This is a genomic window from Lysinibacillus sp. NPDC094403, assembly GCF_050278745.1.
Lineage (GTDB): Bacteria > Bacillota > Bacilli > Bacillales_A > Planococcaceae > Lysinibacillus.
The window spans coordinates 49,361-64,617 of the sequence record NZ_JBNNTL010000011.1; the positions used below are offsets into that span (position 1 = coordinate 49,361).

Here is a 15,257-nt window from a genome sequence, read left to right on the forward strand (position 1 = left end):
TTTTTTCCAACTAAAGTGGAGCAAGGAGTGTACTAATGCGCATTTTATTCTTAGAAAGCCACTCAATGTGGATTCATGGATTACCAAATGGATTTATGGATGCGGGGCATGAAGTGAAAATTTCCGGTCCATTGGACGATCTGGATATTCCTAATCTTATTTCAGAATTCCGACCAGATTTAATCATTACAATGGGATGGGGTCCTGAAAACTCAACGACAGCAAAGCAAAAAAAAATATATGAAAGCACGATAAATGCTAATATTCCTCATGTATATTGGGCAACAGAAGATCCAACATCCACGGAAATATTTACAGTTCCTTATATTAGCAGAGCCCATCCGGATTTTGTATTCACGATTTGCAGGGATATGGTCGATTATTACAGAAGTTTAGGAATCCCTTCGGAGCATTTAGATTTTGGATATCACCCTAAAGTTCATTCTCCGGTAGAATATGATCCCCAATATTATTCACCAGTTGCTATTGTTGCGAATGGATATCCAAGAAAGCTTTCTTATTTTCCAAATCATTTTCGTTACCAATCTATGAAAAATTTAATTAAACCGTTGATTGAAAATAATATTCAAATAAATTTCTATGGGAATCATTGGGATAATATGGGGCCTCTTTTGGGGGTAGAAATCCCAAAAGAATGGATTCGTGGCTATATTGATTACACAATTGCAAATAAAATTTATAGTTCTGCTGATATCATCATCGGCTTGCAAAATCTGCCTACACAACTGACACAGCGAACATATGAAGTACTTGGATCAGGAGGATTTTTGTTAACTAACAGCACCCCTGAAGTCCTGCAACTCTTTAAATCTGGAAGAGAATTAATAACATCATCATCACCTGAAGAAACAATTGAATTAGTTAATTATTTCCTTCAACACCCTAAAGAAAGGGAGAAAATCCAGAAGTATGGCATTGAAACGGTAAACAAACACTCTTATAAAGCAAGAGCTCAATATATGCTAGAAGTTTTAGAGAAAAGTGGAATCTTTAACAAAAGGAAAAGTACCTACAGTTTAAAAATTGAAAGAAAAGTCTTCCAACAGGGTAATTTTGAGATCTATAAAGTTAAAAATGGGGATACTTTTTATCATATTTCAAAAGAGTTTGGGGTAACCATTGATCAGTTAAAGCATTTAAATGAATTAACCTCAGATATAATCGATACCGGTCTCCCTTTGAAAATAAGATTAGCAGAAAATAAAGTGAATAAATACGATTATTATACAATTTGTCATGGAGAATCATTGGGAAAGATCTCAAAGGAGTTTGGTATTTCAGTCGAAGAACTTAAAAAAGAAAATGAATTAGCATCAGATTTTATATATGCCGGCCAACTCTTAAAGATTGATAAGAAGTATATCAAATCAAAAAAGTTACCCTCTGTTCTCCTTTCTAAAGGTTTAAAAGATGACAAAATGGTTTCCTTAACATTTGATGCGGGCGATAGTGCAGAAAATACTGAAGCTATTTTAGACGTTTTAAAAAAACATAATATTCAAACAACCATGTTTTTAACCGGGGCCTGGGTAGAAAAATTTCCTCATTTTGCGAAAAGAATGGTATCAGATGGACACGAGATTGCAAATCATTCATATAGTCATCCAGATCTAACGAAGTATTCCAAAAATGAAATTCTAGCAGAATTAACACGCACATCTTCGTGTATTGAAAAAGTTCTTGGGATTAAGGGCAGCCCTTTATTCCGCCCACCATTTGGTTATTGGAATAAAACCCTTCTAGAAGCTGCAGGTCAAACTGATATTCCTTTTACAATTTATTGGAGCATAGATACTCTTGACTGGCAAGAACCAACTGCAGATACGATTTTTAGTCGTATTTTTTCAAAGCTTACAGGTAATGACATTGTACTTGCACATTTAAATGGAAAACCTACAGCAGCTGCAATGGATCTCGTCATACCAGAACTGAAAAAACAGGGATATCAGTTAGTAAAAGTAAGCGAAATGCTATGAAACTATGTTTTTACAGGAAGTGGATATTATGCGTGTATTGTTTCTAGAAAGTGATCCGATGTGGATTTACGGACTTCCAAACGGTTTTTGTGATGCTGGGCATACCGTCATGATTTCGGGTCCTCTGACTGAGGACAGCATGAAGGATATGATATCAAACTTTCACCCGGACTTAATTTTCACGATGGGACACACAGCAGAACATACAGAAGAAAAACAAAAGATGATTCGAGAATGTGTTACATCCACAAATATTCCTCATGTCTATTGGTCTACAGAAGATCCAGGGTATACATTCACCTTTTCCCTGCCTCTAATTCAGACCATTGAACCCGACTTTGTGTTCACCATTTGTCCTTCCAGAGTGGATTTCTATCGAGAGAAAAACATTCCTTCGGCACACTTGGATTTTGGATATCATTCAAGTGTTCATTCCCCTGCGGAAGTTGATGAAAAGCATAAGGCTCAGATTGCAATTGTTGCGAACGGTTATCCGATGCTATATACAAAAAGGCCTGACCACTACCGTTTTAAAGCGCTTAGGTCACTTCTAAGTCCATTTCTAGAGGAAAATATAAGAATTGATTTCTGGGGTCGCTACTGGGATCAAATGGAGCATATCCTTGGAAAGAAGATTCCCAATGACTGGATTCACGGGTTTCTTCCTTATACCGAGGCAAATAAAGTGTATAGTTCAGCAGAAATTATTTTAGGTATACAAAATCATGATACGCAATTAACACAGCGCACGTATGAAGTGCTGGGGTCAGGTGGTTTTTTGCTTACAAATGATACATCTGAAATTAGGAGATTATTTTCCACAGGTAAAGATCTTATCGTAAGTAATTCCTCTAAAGAAACGATTGAACTTGTAAAATACTATTTAAGTCATCCTGAAGAACGTAATAAAGTAAAGAAAGCAGGTATGGAAACCGTAAAAAAATACTCTTATGAGCAGCGGGCTAATTATATTATTGAAACACTCATCGGTGCAGGCATTCTTTCGAAAAGTGCGAAAAGCTCTGGAGAAGGAAAATTGGTTCATTATGTGGATACATTACGGGAAAACTACGAAATTTATATCATTGAGCCAAATGATACTTTATGGAGTATATCAAGAAAGTTTGGAGTAAGCATTGAAGAAATTAAGCATTTAAATTGCCTTAAATCAGATACAATTGAGGTTAATCATTTTTTAAAAATAAAAAAGAAATAATTAAATTGTAAGCTCTTTTTAGATAATAATAGAGGTGAAACAATGCGTATTCTCTTTTTAGAAAGCGGAGAAATCTGGACTAATAGTTTAGCAAGAGGGTTTCAAGCGGATGGGCATGATATTCTTATTTCAGGGTCTATAAATAATGAAGATCTATCCAAGATGATTGAAGATTTTAATCCTGATTTTGCTATTACTATCGGTTGGGGAAGTGAACATACAAAAGATAAGCAAAAGATAATTCGAAAACAAATGGTATCACACAAAATTCCGTTGGTTTATTGGGCTGTCGAAGACCCAGCTTATACAGATGTTTGGTCGATTCCTTTAGTAAATAATATTAAACCTGACTTTATTTTTACATTATGCCCCGATACTGTAGAAACCTATAAACAATTAGGAATACCTTCTGACCATTTAGATTTCGGTTACGAAGAAACGATACACCATCCAACTAATGTTCATCCTGAATATGAATCTGATATTGCTATAGTAGCAAATGCATACCCAGATATTTTACACAAATATCCAGAACATTACCGACATAGTTCTTTGGATATTTTAATTAAACCACTTCTTATGGAGAATATTCGTATTGATTTTTGGGGGAACAATTGGGACAAAATGGGTGATTATTTTGGCTTTGAAATACCCAATGAATGGATTCATGGTTTTCTAAATTATAATGATGCAAATAAAGTGTACAGTTCCGCGAAAATTTTATTAGGTTTACAAAATTATCCTGATTTACTGACACAGCGGACCTATGAAATTTTAGGATCCGGCGGCTTTCTAATAACAGTTGATACACCTGGAGTAAGAAAAAATTTTATACCAGGAAAAGATTTGGTTGTCTCTTTATCGCCAGAAGAAACCGTACAGAAAATTAAATACTTCCTTAATCATTCCCAAAAAAGATCACAAGTTCAGATACAAGGACGAAAAACTGTTCAAGACCACTCATATAAAACCAGAGCAAAGCAAATGATAAAAACATTAATTGACAATAACATTCTAAAAAATAGTTTTTATCCTACCAAAGAAAAAGGTGAAATTTTATATTATAGGCCACTGGATGATTACGAAACCTATAAGGTTAATAAGGGAGATACTTTGTATAGAATATCCAGTGAATGTAGTGTTTCAATTAAGGATTTAATATCTTTAAATGGGTTAACATCTGATTTGATTTTTGAGGATCAGATACTAAAAATAAGGAAAAGGATTGATTAAATCGCATTTAGAAGTAATTGAGGTACGTTCAAAAACTATTAAGACGTTGTTATAACAACGTTAATAGAATGTCGTATTTATCCGTAAACTAGCAAAAAGTAGGTACAAGAAAAATCTTTTACCTACTTTTTTTGTTGTTGCAAATTCCACAACTTCTGCACCCACATGTACTGCTGGTTTCGACCTTTCCACGGAGCAGATTCTTCTAATTGTTTCTCAATATAGTAAATACATCTAACAGGCCTGAATTTTACCTATACATTAGTAAATCTATCTTTAAGTAACTTTTAGGACAGCTTCCCATTCCTCTTAGAGCATTTGTTTTTTCCATTGTGACAGTACATCATTGGATTTCGCAATATCCACTTTTAATGCAACCTGTTTAGTAGAGCAACGTTTCTTAGCCTTTTCCCAGGCCTCTTCTAGAGCAGGTAAATAGCTTAAATTTTTTGTAGCTGCGACAAGCTGTAAAAAAATATTCCCTTGAATATAGTACCAACGAGGGTTCATGCTATCTAACTGAATAGCCTCTTCAATAAGACGTAGTGCTAAATACGGACTGCCTTCATTTCGACTCAAAAACTGTGCAAAGGCTGCCCAGTAAAGAGCTTTATTTGGCTGTAGTTTTATCGCTTCCGCAAATTGCACAAGTGCTTTATCATGCTTCTTTGCAAGAGCAAAAAATTCAGCCATTGTATAATATGCATTCGCTTGTGCCTCGACCGATCCAGCTAATAATTCATCTACTACTTTACCGAATTGCTGATCATCCTCACTTCCTATGTATGCAGCTAGTACATCACGCTCTGGATAGGAGCCATCTGTCCGTTCAACACTTTGCTTCACTATTTCAGCAGTAGGAACTGGCATATTTGCATAACCGTTCGCTTCCAACAATGCGACATGCTGTTGAATTGTTGGAAATGATTCTTGTTCTGTAAACGCACTATTAGCTAAAAGTGCTTTGGCTAATTGATAACTTTCTTTCACACGACCATTTAAAAATAATTCATTTATCTGTTGGACTTGCTCATCAAACTGTTTGATCACTATTTAAATCCTCACCTTCACTAAAAGAAAAGTATTATAGGTATTTTACCATCTTTAGAGAGAAAAAGAGCATTTATCATGCAAAACAATCTAAATAGCAATAATTTTTCTATAATTCTTTTATTTTAACAGTACCCTATGTCCTCCAATTGTCTAGCACTACCTTAATAGGAATGCACTAAACTAGAATCTTATTATTAAAACGATGATCAAAATGATTCATCACCACAAGGATGACATTTGTTAAACCTATGCTATGTAAATAAGTTGATTGGAGTGAAGAATGGGCGACTCCTTGGGGATTAGCGTCACAGATGAGACCATGAAGCAAGCAAATAGAGGAACGAAGGCTAAGAGCATCACATCCTGTGATAACGCTTTCGTGTGCAACATCGTGTTTGCCCAGTCGGAACGGAAATCAACCCCTACGTTATGACGATAATCCTAAATGAAAAAACATTGGACAATGTTCTGAATTATGAGATAATTGAAGTATGTTTTCATTTTTTGAGGGCATGTAAACTAAATTAGGAGGGCTTGCTATGAATAGACGATTTCATTTTGTATCGCTTATTATTGGAAATTTGTTAACACTAGGAGTTATTTTCATTTATGCTATGCAAAGTCAAGTGGATGTGGCCCTCAGCACATATGCCCTTGTAATGGGGTTTTTAAGCACATTACTACTGATCTTTTTTTATTTATGGGGGGATGAAAAACAACAAATTTCTAATCGTTTTTCTAAATAACTCGGTAGCTAAAAACTACATCACTAGTATTATGTGACCCATAATTTTTTGAACAAAAAAATAATTTCCCCCTTTTCTACTTACATGTAGTTAAGGGATTTTTTTTCACGAAAAGCTTCTTTTTTCGCGGTATTCCCCTCTGAATTAGACTTATTGTTGTAGAAAAATAAATTTTTTTGTAGAAAATTTAAAAACAATGATTGAGTAGTAAATCAATTTTCTGTATAATCAGCTTGTTTGACAATACTATTTATGAACCTGGGGGTAGACAATTGGGTAAAGCATTGATTATCGGAGCTGGCGGAGTAGCCAGTGTTGTGGTACACAAGTGTGTTCAAAATTCGGACGTATTTGAGGAGATTTGTATCGCAAGTAGAACTGTTTCAAAATGTGACGCTCTAAAAGAAAAACTAGATGGCGGAAAAACAAAGATTCATACTGCACAGGTAGACGCAGACAATACGGAAGAGGTTATTGAGCTGATTAAAGCCTTTGGACCGGAAGTTGTTATTAATGTAGCACTACCTTATCAAGACTTAACGATTATGGATGCTTGCTTAGCGACGGGTGTACACTATGTGGATACTGCAAACTACGAGCCACCTGAAACGGCAAAATTTGAATATAAATGGCAATGGGCTTATAAAGAGAAGTTCGAGAAAGCCGGCTTAACTGCTTTACTTGGTAGCGGTTTTGACCCAGGTGTAACGGGCGTTTTCACAGCTCATGCTCAAAAACATGAATTTGATGAAATCCACTACATTGATATCGTGGATGCAAATGCTGGTGATCACGGTTACCATTTCGCAACAAACTTCAACCCGGAAATCAACATTCGTGAAATTACTGCGAATGGTCGTTACTGGAAAGAAGGCAAGTGGATAGAAACTGCACCACTTGAGAAAAAAGAAGTGTATAACTTACCAGAAATTGGACCAAAAGATATTTACCTGTTATACCATGAAGAGTTAGAATCTCTTGCTAAAAACATTAAAGGCTTAAAGCAAATTCGTTTCTGGATGACATTCTCAGAAAAATACTTAACACACTTAAAAGTATTAGAAAATGTTGGTATGACTTCTATCGAGCCTATCGAGTTTGAAGGACAAATGATTCAACCAATCCACTTCCTTAAAGCTGTACTACCTGATCCAGCATCACTTGGACCACGTACAAAAGGGAAAACAAATATCGGTTGTATCGTTCGCGGTCTAAAAGATGGCAAAGAAAAAACTTATTATGTGTACAACGTATGTGACCACGAAGAATGTTATAACGAGGTTGGTTCACAGGCGATTTCTTACACAACTGGTGTGCCAGCAATGATTGGTGCAATGCTTGTGATGAACGGTGAATGGCGTAAACCAGGCGTTTGGAACGTCGAAGATTTCAATCCAGATCCATTCATGGATGCGTTAAATAAATGGGGTCTACCATGGCAAGAAAGCCATAATCCAGAATTACTTGACCTTGATTTAGAAGCGAAGGAATTAAGCCGATGAAACCAATTGATTTCTCAAAAGTTCCATCCCCTTCTTACGTAGTGGATGAACGATTATTAACAAAAAATCTAGAACTTTTAAAATCGATTCAAGATCGAACAGGCTGCCGTATTTTACTTGCCTTAAAAGGATTTTCAATGCATTCAACATTCCCATTAGTGGGTGAATATTTAGCAGGGATTACGTCCAGCTCATTATTTGAAGCACAATTAGGTTATGAAAAAATGGGCAAAGAAGTGCATGTCTATGCACCAGCTTACGTAGAGCATGAAATGGACGAGCTTCTTGGCTATGTTGATCATATTGTGTTTAATTCATTTAACCAATGGAATCAATATAAGGACAAAGTAAAATCTGCTGGTAAAACAATTGAATGTGGTATTCGTATCAATCCTGAGTACTCTGAAATTGAAACGGCCCTTTACGACCCTTGCTACACGAATTCTCGTCTTGGCACAACTTTAGCCAATTTCGACAAGTCACAGCTTGACGGTATTGATGGTTTACACTTCCATGCAATGTGTGAGCAAAACTCAGATACTTTAGAGCGTATTATAAAAGTTGTCGAAGAAAAATTTGGTGATGTCTTACATCAAATGAAATGGTTAAACTTTGGTGGAGGTCACCATATTACTCGTGACGATTATGATGTAGAAAAGCTTGTGAATGTCATTAATTACATTCAAGACAAGTATAACCTTCTCGTATATTTAGAGCCAGGTGAAGCTGTTGCCCTTAATACAGGTTATTTAGTAGCAACTGTTCTTGATGTACAGAAAAACGGTATGGACCTAGCAATTTTAGATACATCGGCAACTTGCCATATGCCAGACGTTCTAGAAATGCCATACCGTCCAATGATTATCGGTTCTGGTCAACCAAATGAACTAGCTTACACATATCGTCTAGGCGGACTTACATGTCTTGCTGGTGATGTGATCGGTGATTATTCATTTGAACAACCTTTACAACCAGGCGATCGTCTAGTATTCACAGATATGGCGCATTACTCAATGGTAAAAAATCATATGTTTAATGGTGTTAATCTTCCATCAATCGTTTCTTATAACGATGAAGAAGGCATTAAAGTCATTCGTGAATTTAAATTTGAAGACTATAGCGGTCGACTTTCTTAAGAACAAAGAAAATCCTCTCCAACTTATTGTTGGAGAGGATTTTTTACGGTTGCATATTCATCCAACTATCAACATGATGAATGGCAAAACCATTATAGCTTGTTTTATCGGCATAATGTTTATGAACTTGTGCTAACTGTTTATTCATATAAGCCTCTCCATTATCATAGAAGGTAATATTTTTCCCTTCATCAGAGGCTCCGGTTTCTATACCAATAATAATTGATTTATTTACTTTATTTGCATAGTTTATTTCATGTTCAACAATTTTTATAACGTCTTTAGCGGTATCTCGATAGGCCATTATCGAAACACTTTCCACTTGTTCAATTACCCAATCAGCTAATAAACCTTGCCCAAAAGGGTTATTGTATGTAATTTCGTCAAACCAAAATGGCATATCGACTTCCAGTGGCAATTGTAATTGATCGGTATCCCCTTTCGCTCTAGTAAGAAGCGTTTGATAGGATTCAATCGTATTTACTTGGTTTGAGCTCCAACCACTATTTAAGTAGGGCTCTACATCGAGATGGACTCCAGAAAATTGCTCTGTTGCTGATGCATTTTCATTATATGTATGTAACCAGTCAAACAGCTGATCCTGCATTTTATAGCCATCTGTTGAAACCCAGTTTGCAGAACCATCTAACGCATATACTTTTATACCTTTTGCTGTTGCTTTATCGATAAAACTTTTGTAATAGTTACTTGCTATATCACTATTAATTTGTAAATATAATTTATTTACCTGCTTACTTTCTAAAAATGAGAGTACTCCTGATTCATCTTCGACAATCTTTGTCGTATCCCACAACCAAGTAGCCCTATCTTGCATGGCCTTTGCTTCTACCTTTCCCATTGTTAATCCTAGCGTACTTACAATTGTTACTATAAAAACAATGATTGCTTTTGATAGTGAACGACTTACCATATATTACATCTCCATTCTATTCGCCGAGGCTCATAGAACAGAACCTGGCAACCTGACAATCATGCACTAAAATAGTGTTTAGACTCATGGCTTTGCGTCCTTCCCTTTCGGTGAAGTTTGCCTTTTACAGTAGTTTTCTTACTTTACATAATACGACGTTGGAATGAAAATGTCTGTAGGTAAAACGCATAATTTTATTAACAACTTTCAAACAAGATAATAAGAACACAGGTTATTTTTACTATATCAGCATAAAAACGTAGTAGTGATGATCAAGGTGAACATATTGAACGAATGATATAGAAGATGTATGTGTAGCAATTGAGAAATAAGGAATGCAAAATTAGATAAAGATTCCTTTCGATATCTTTAACTGAAAAACAATTTATATGTAATGTATCCTATAAATAACACTAAAACTAATACCACCGTCTCTTTCCAGCCCATACCATTTAAGTTTCCGCTAGTTCCCCTATTTATTCCATCGTTTAAAGAACCAGTAGCATTGTTTTTTAATTCAGTTTGTTTTAAACGCTCTCTTTTTTCTTCTGGTGTTTCCTTATTCTTTGAATCCATATGACAAAACCTCCCCTAAATTAATATTTACTTTTTATACTATAGAAAGACATATCCATTTTTATGCTTATTTGTAATGTGGCTTATTGGACGCCTCCAGGAAAGTGCGCCCAGTCGAAATGGAAATGAGGTTAAAAAGAAAGACAGAATCACAAATTTGTAATTCTGCCTAAAACATCAAATATGAAGTGTTGTATTGGATTTTTTAATCCTTTAAAAACTCATGCCTCTACATTTTCTTTTTCATTTTCAAGCATTTTGTGTAAATAATTTATTATTTCACGTATACCTTCTAATGAATTCACAAGTATTTTCGGGTCAACGTATGTGATCATACGATTTTCAAGATTGGCCACAGCTGTAAAGTAGCGTGTTTTTGAATAATTGACAAGTCCCATCTGCTTTAATACCGACTCATCAAAATCAAGAATTTCACGAGCTTCTGTTACAAGTAACCCATAATTCACAACGTCCGTATTCAACACAATAACCCGTGCTGTTGCAGCATTAGAAGAACGATTATAAAGAATACGCTCAAAATCAAGCACAGGTACGAGCTCGCCACGAATTCTTGTAAAGCCTAGAAGATAATTAGGCAAATGAGGAATCGGTGTTACATGCTCTAGCTTTTCAATCGAAATCGCTTGTTCCACAGGCACTGCATATTCCTCTGTACCACAAGCAAAAACTACTGCCTTTACACTCTCCATGCGTTCACATCCTTAGATTCTGTTGTTATTTTTTCGCAGACTCTTTAACGATTTCAACAAGTAAATCTGCTAATTTTTCTAATTCTTCTACTGGGATTTTTTCATTTGTTGTATGAATGTCCTCGTACCCAACAGACAGATTTACTGTTGGGATGCCAAAGCCTGCAATAACATTAGCATCGGAACCTCCGCCTGAAATGCCAAGCTTTGGTGTGCGGTCGATGTTGTGTGCAGCTGCCATTGCCACTTGAACAACTTTATCATTTTCTGTTACACGGAATCCAGGGTACATTAGCTTCACTTCTACTTCAGCTCGTGCCCCTAATGAAGAAGAAACTTGTTCAAACGTCTCTTGCATATGCTTAGTTTGTGCATCTAGCTTCGTTTTATCGATAGAACGTGCTTCTGCTAGTATTGTTACTTCATCACATACAATATTTGTTGCCTGACCACCCTCAAAGCGACCGATATTTGCTGTAGTTTCTTCATCCAAACGACCAAGTTTCATTTGTGCGATACATTTGGAAGCAACTGTAATTGCTGATACACCTTTTTCCGGAGCAACACCAGCATGTGCTGTTTTCCCAATTATTTTAGCGAAAATTTTTGCTTGGAAGGGCGCCGCTGTTACAATACCGCCTACTTTGCCATCACTGTCTACTGCAAAGCCATATTTTGCTTTAATTTTAGATGGATCTAACTCTTTAGCTCCAACAAGTCCACTTTCCTCGCCAGCTGTAATAATAAATTCAATATCCCCATGTTCAATATTTTGCTCTTTTAAACGTTTAGCCATTTCAAATAATGCGGCAAGACCTGCTTTATCATCAGCACCTAAAATAGTTGTACCATCTGAAACGATATAGCCATCTTCACGAAGAGATGGTTTAATCCCTTTACCTGGGACAACTGTATCCATATGAGAAGTAAAATAAATTGGTTCGATATCTAATGAACCCTTTAACGTAGCAAGTATATTACCTGCTCCATGTCCGTTACGAGTATGTGCATCATCTTGTTCAACTGTAAATCCAAGTACTGTTAATTTGTCGATTAAAATCGGTGCAATCACTTGTTCATGTTTTGTTTCTGAATCGATTTGTACGAGCTCAAAAAACTCTTCTACTAAACGACTTGTCATGTTGTAGGACTCCCTTAGTTTACGTGGTTTTCCACGTTATAGTATATGTATTATTTTAGCACAACGTCTAAAGAGTTGAAATAATTCGCTTACAGGAACTACGCTATTTTATGAATGAATATCAATTACTCTTTGGCGTAAATGTACAGCTCTTTGGCAAAGCGGGGGTGATTTCCGTTCCAGCTAGGCGTTTTGTTGCTGTGTGAAAGTGTAGCGTCAGCAACAAGATTTTTTTGTGCGATGGCGAAGGAAACACAGGAAAACGAGTAGCTGGATACGGAAATACCCAATCAATCCTTATTGTGAAACGAAGAAAAAAACCTGTGAAAGAAGTGGATTTTTTTCACAGGTTACTTTATATATACGTTTGTATAAATCTCTTCTTTTTCTTTTAGAAGAGTCTGCAAATAATCATCTGCCTTGTTATGTTTATCCTGTAAACGCCAAATCGTATTATGTACATCATCTTGCACACGAGAAACCTGCTCTCTTGCAGTGGATATTTTAGCATGGACAGACCAAGCTGAAAAAATATCATCAAAGAAATAGTCTGCAAATTTTACAAATCCATCAGTTTCAATTGCTAATGATTTCGTTGACATATCATGTACATCCAGTAGTTCGTTATAGAAGCGTTGTAACGCAATTTGAGCATTATGAAGATAATTTTCGGACTTATCAAGTGCATCATGCTTTAAATGTGTAGCAATGAGTCCCCCACCAAAGAACGTATCCCACGTTGAGTATCCATTTGCGGAATGTAAGGACTCAGCTGCTTGTCCAAGCTTAGTAAGTGCTGCTTCACCAGCCTCCTCTGCTTCCTTTATCTCTGTAATTAGTTGTTTGGTTAACATTTCTTCATGCGCTAATTGTTCAAGCCTTTTTGCCTGTTTAGGCTCTTGTATTTGTAAGTAGCCTTTCTTCTTAGCATTTAATTGACTTAAAGCTACTTGTAATTTTTGTTCATTAATTTGAGTAAGTTTAGTGTTTATTTTCACTAAATCATTTGTTAAATCAATTTCTATCTTTTTTGCTTCATTTATTTTTAATTCAAGAATGGCAGCTTTATCAATTTTTTCTGCACGTAGCTCATCTTGTTGCCCTGTCCACGTACGGATCATATTCATAAAAGAAAAACCTTCTAATTTATCGAGTTTCAAACGGATTTGATTGAGTGCTGTAGAATGTTTGTAAATTTCCTCTTGTGCATGTTCGATTTGCTTTTCAATTAAAACCTTTTGTTCACTTAACCTACTAACGGTTCGTAATTGTGCATGAATCATTTCTTGTTCTTTTTGTAATTGTTCCCATTCCATTCATCTCAACTCCTCTTACATATATGTACGGATGAAATGAGGATATGTTTCAATTAACTGCTATTTCTCATCAATCTTTTATTATATAAAGTTAGTTTAAGTCAGAAAGAAAAGCCTAGTAATCCAATTGGATACTAGGCTTGTACAAGTCTTATAGAGGAATGTTTCCGTGCTTTTTCTCTGGACGTGTTTCATGTTTGTTCGATAACATATCTAGCCCTTGAATTAGCTTAATACGTGTATCACGTGGATCGATAACATCATCTACCATACCTCGAGATGCCGCCACATATGGGTTTGCGAATTTTTCTTTATATTCTTCAATTTTCGCTGCACGTGTTGCTTCTGGATCTTCCGATTTTGCAATTTCACGCGCGAAGATAATGTTAGCTGCACCTGCCGCACCCATAACAGCAATTTCTGCGTTAGGCCAAGCAAATACTAGGTCAGCGCCAATTGATTTAGAGTTAAGGGCAACGTATGCACCACCGTATGCTTTACGCAGAATCACTGTAATTTTTGGTACAGTTGCTTCTGAGTATGCATAAAGGATTTTCGCTCCGTGACGGATGATACCACCATGCTCTTGTTTAACGCCTGGGAAGAAACCAGAAACGTCTTCAAATGTGATGATTGGTATATTGTAAGCGTCACAAGTACGAATGAAACGAGCAGCCTTATCTGAAGAATCAATATCTAACCCACCAGCTAATACTTTTGGTTGGTTACATACTAGACCAACTGATTCACCAGCAATACGCGCAAAACCAACTACTACGTTTTTCGCAAATTCTGAATGAACTTCCATAAATGAGCCTTCGTCCACTATTTGCTCGACTACTTTACGTACATCATAAGGACGAGTTGTTTCGATTGGTATAGCATCCACGATTTCTGGACGATAGTCATCACCCTCTGGACGTGCCTGACGCGGAGCTTTTTCTTTATTATTTTGTGGTAAGTAGCTTAATAGCTTCTTAATTTGATCAATAGCATCTTCTTCAGATGGTGCGCGGAAGTGTGCGTTACCACTTATAGCGTTGTTTACTTTAGAACCACCTAAATCTTCAGCTGAGATCTTTTCACCTGTTACCGTTTCGATAACTTTAGGTCCTGTAATAAACATTTGAGATGTTTTGTCAACCATTAGAATGAAGTCTGTAATTGCTGGAGAATATACCGCTCCACCAGCACATGGTCCCATAATAACTGAGATTTGCGGAATTACCCCAGAGTAGATTGCATTACGATAGAAAATATGGCCATAACCATCTAGTGAAAGTACACCCTCTTGAATACGAGCACCACCTGAATCATTAATACCGATAAACGGTGTACCATTTTTTGCAGCTAGATCCATTACTGTTGCCATTTTTTTTGCGTGCATTTCACCAAGCGCTCCACCAAATACTGTGAAATCTTGAGAGAATAAGTAAACTGGACGTCCGTTGATTTTACCGAAACCTGTAACTACACCATCACCAGGACCTTCCATCTTGTCCATGCCGAAGTCTACTGTACGGTGTGTAATGAATGGGTTGATCTCGAAAAATGTACCTTCGTCAAGTAATAATTCAATACGCTCACGGGCTGTTAATTTCCCTTTATCATGTTGCTTCTCGATGCGCTCATAGCCGCCACCAAGCTCAATTACTGTCTTACGGTCATACAAGTCATTAATTTTGTCGAACATATCCATA

13 protein-coding genes and 1 riboswitch are annotated in these 15,257 nt (G+C 36.3%); of the genes, 6 read left to right on the forward strand and 7 right to left on the reverse strand.

The genetic code is table 11. The features are described 5' to 3' along the window. Positions 1-35: 35 nt before the first annotated feature. The 3 genes from ACQKMV_RS16010 to ACQKMV_RS16020 are packed head-to-tail and all read left to right on the forward strand — an operon-like array spanning position 36 to position 4,446. A complete protein-coding gene (locus tag ACQKMV_RS16010) occupies positions 36-1,997 on the forward strand; it encodes a polysaccharide deacetylase family protein (RefSeq protein ID WP_427505157.1) in 1,962 nt (653 codons plus the stop codon). Positions 1,998-2,025: 28 nt separating this feature from the next. Beyond that, positions 2,026-3,213: a glycosyltransferase family protein gene (locus ACQKMV_RS16015; protein ID WP_427505249.1), complete on the forward strand. Its 1,188-nt coding sequence runs from the start codon at positions 2,026-2,028 to the stop codon at positions 3,211-3,213. A gap of 42 nt (positions 3,214-3,255) precedes the next feature. After that, complete coding sequence (locus tag ACQKMV_RS16020; protein WP_427505159.1) at positions 3,256-4,446, forward strand: glycosyltransferase family protein; 1,191 nt, start codon at positions 3,256-3,258, stop codon at positions 4,444-4,446. Positions 4,447-4,755: 309 nt separating this feature from the next. Here the strand turns inward: ACQKMV_RS16020 and ACQKMV_RS16025 are convergent, their stop codons facing one another. Beyond that, a complete protein-coding gene (locus ACQKMV_RS16025) occupies positions 4,756-5,496 on the reverse strand; it encodes a tetratricopeptide repeat protein (protein WP_427505161.1) in 741 nt (246 codons plus the stop codon). Between the two features lie 542 nt (positions 5,497-6,038). Between ACQKMV_RS16025 and ACQKMV_RS16030 the strand changes: the two genes are divergently transcribed. The 3 genes from ACQKMV_RS16030 to nspC all read left to right on the forward strand — a co-directional run bounded on the left by ACQKMV_RS16030 (position 6,039) and on the right by nspC (position 8,883). After that, a complete protein-coding gene (locus tag ACQKMV_RS16030; protein ID WP_427423057.1) occupies positions 6,039-6,245 on the forward strand; it encodes a hypothetical protein in 207 nt (68 codons plus the stop codon). 272 nt (positions 6,246-6,517) lie between these two features. Continuing rightward, positions 6,518-7,747, forward strand: coding sequence for a saccharopine dehydrogenase family protein (locus tag ACQKMV_RS16035; RefSeq protein WP_427505163.1), 1,230 nt, complete (start codon positions 6,518-6,520; stop codon positions 7,745-7,747). Next, positions 7,744-8,883: a carboxynorspermidine decarboxylase gene (gene nspC, locus ACQKMV_RS16040; protein ID WP_427505164.1), complete on the forward strand. Its 1,140-nt coding sequence runs from the start codon at positions 7,744-7,746 to the stop codon at positions 8,881-8,883. The genes ACQKMV_RS16035 and nspC overlap by 4 nt, the downstream gene beginning before the upstream one ends. A 43-nt stretch (positions 8,884-8,926) precedes the next feature. Here nspC and ACQKMV_RS16045 read toward each other — a convergent pair whose 3' ends face one another. From ACQKMV_RS16045 to ACQKMV_RS16070, 6 genes are all read right to left on the reverse strand, one after another. Next, positions 8,927-9,814, reverse strand: a complete 888-nt coding sequence (locus ACQKMV_RS16045) for an amidase (RefSeq protein WP_427505166.1) — start codon at positions 9,812-9,814, stop codon at positions 8,927-8,929. 43 nt (positions 9,815-9,857) lie between these two features. Continuing rightward, a riboswitch (cyclic di-GMP riboswitch) is annotated at positions 9,858-9,946 on the reverse strand. Between the two features lie 237 nt (positions 9,947-10,183). Next, positions 10,184-10,390: a DUF6366 family protein gene (locus ACQKMV_RS16050; protein WP_427505167.1), complete on the reverse strand. Its 207-nt coding sequence runs from the start codon at positions 10,388-10,390 to the stop codon at positions 10,184-10,186. A 221-nt stretch (positions 10,391-10,611) separates the two neighbouring features. Then, entirely contained in the window at positions 10,612-11,100 is a 489-nt protein-coding gene (locus ACQKMV_RS16055) for a chemotaxis protein CheW (RefSeq protein ID WP_427423061.1), read from the reverse strand. Positions 11,101-11,125: 25 nt separating this feature from the next. After that, positions 11,126-12,241 carry a M20/M25/M40 family metallo-hydrolase gene (locus ACQKMV_RS16060; protein ID WP_427505168.1) on the reverse strand — a complete coding sequence of 372 codons (1,116 nt, stop codon included), beginning with the start codon at positions 12,239-12,241 and terminating at the stop codon, positions 11,126-11,128. Between the two features lie 350 nt (positions 12,242-12,591). Beyond that, positions 12,592-13,557, reverse strand: a complete 966-nt coding sequence (locus tag ACQKMV_RS16065) for a hypothetical protein (RefSeq protein ID WP_427505170.1) — start codon at positions 13,555-13,557, stop codon at positions 12,592-12,594. A gap of 151 nt (positions 13,558-13,708) precedes the next feature. Then, a complete protein-coding gene (locus tag ACQKMV_RS16070) occupies positions 13,709-15,256 on the reverse strand; it encodes an acyl-CoA carboxylase subunit beta (protein WP_427505172.1) in 1,548 nt (515 codons plus the stop codon). Between the last annotated feature and the right edge of the window lies 1 nt (position 15,257).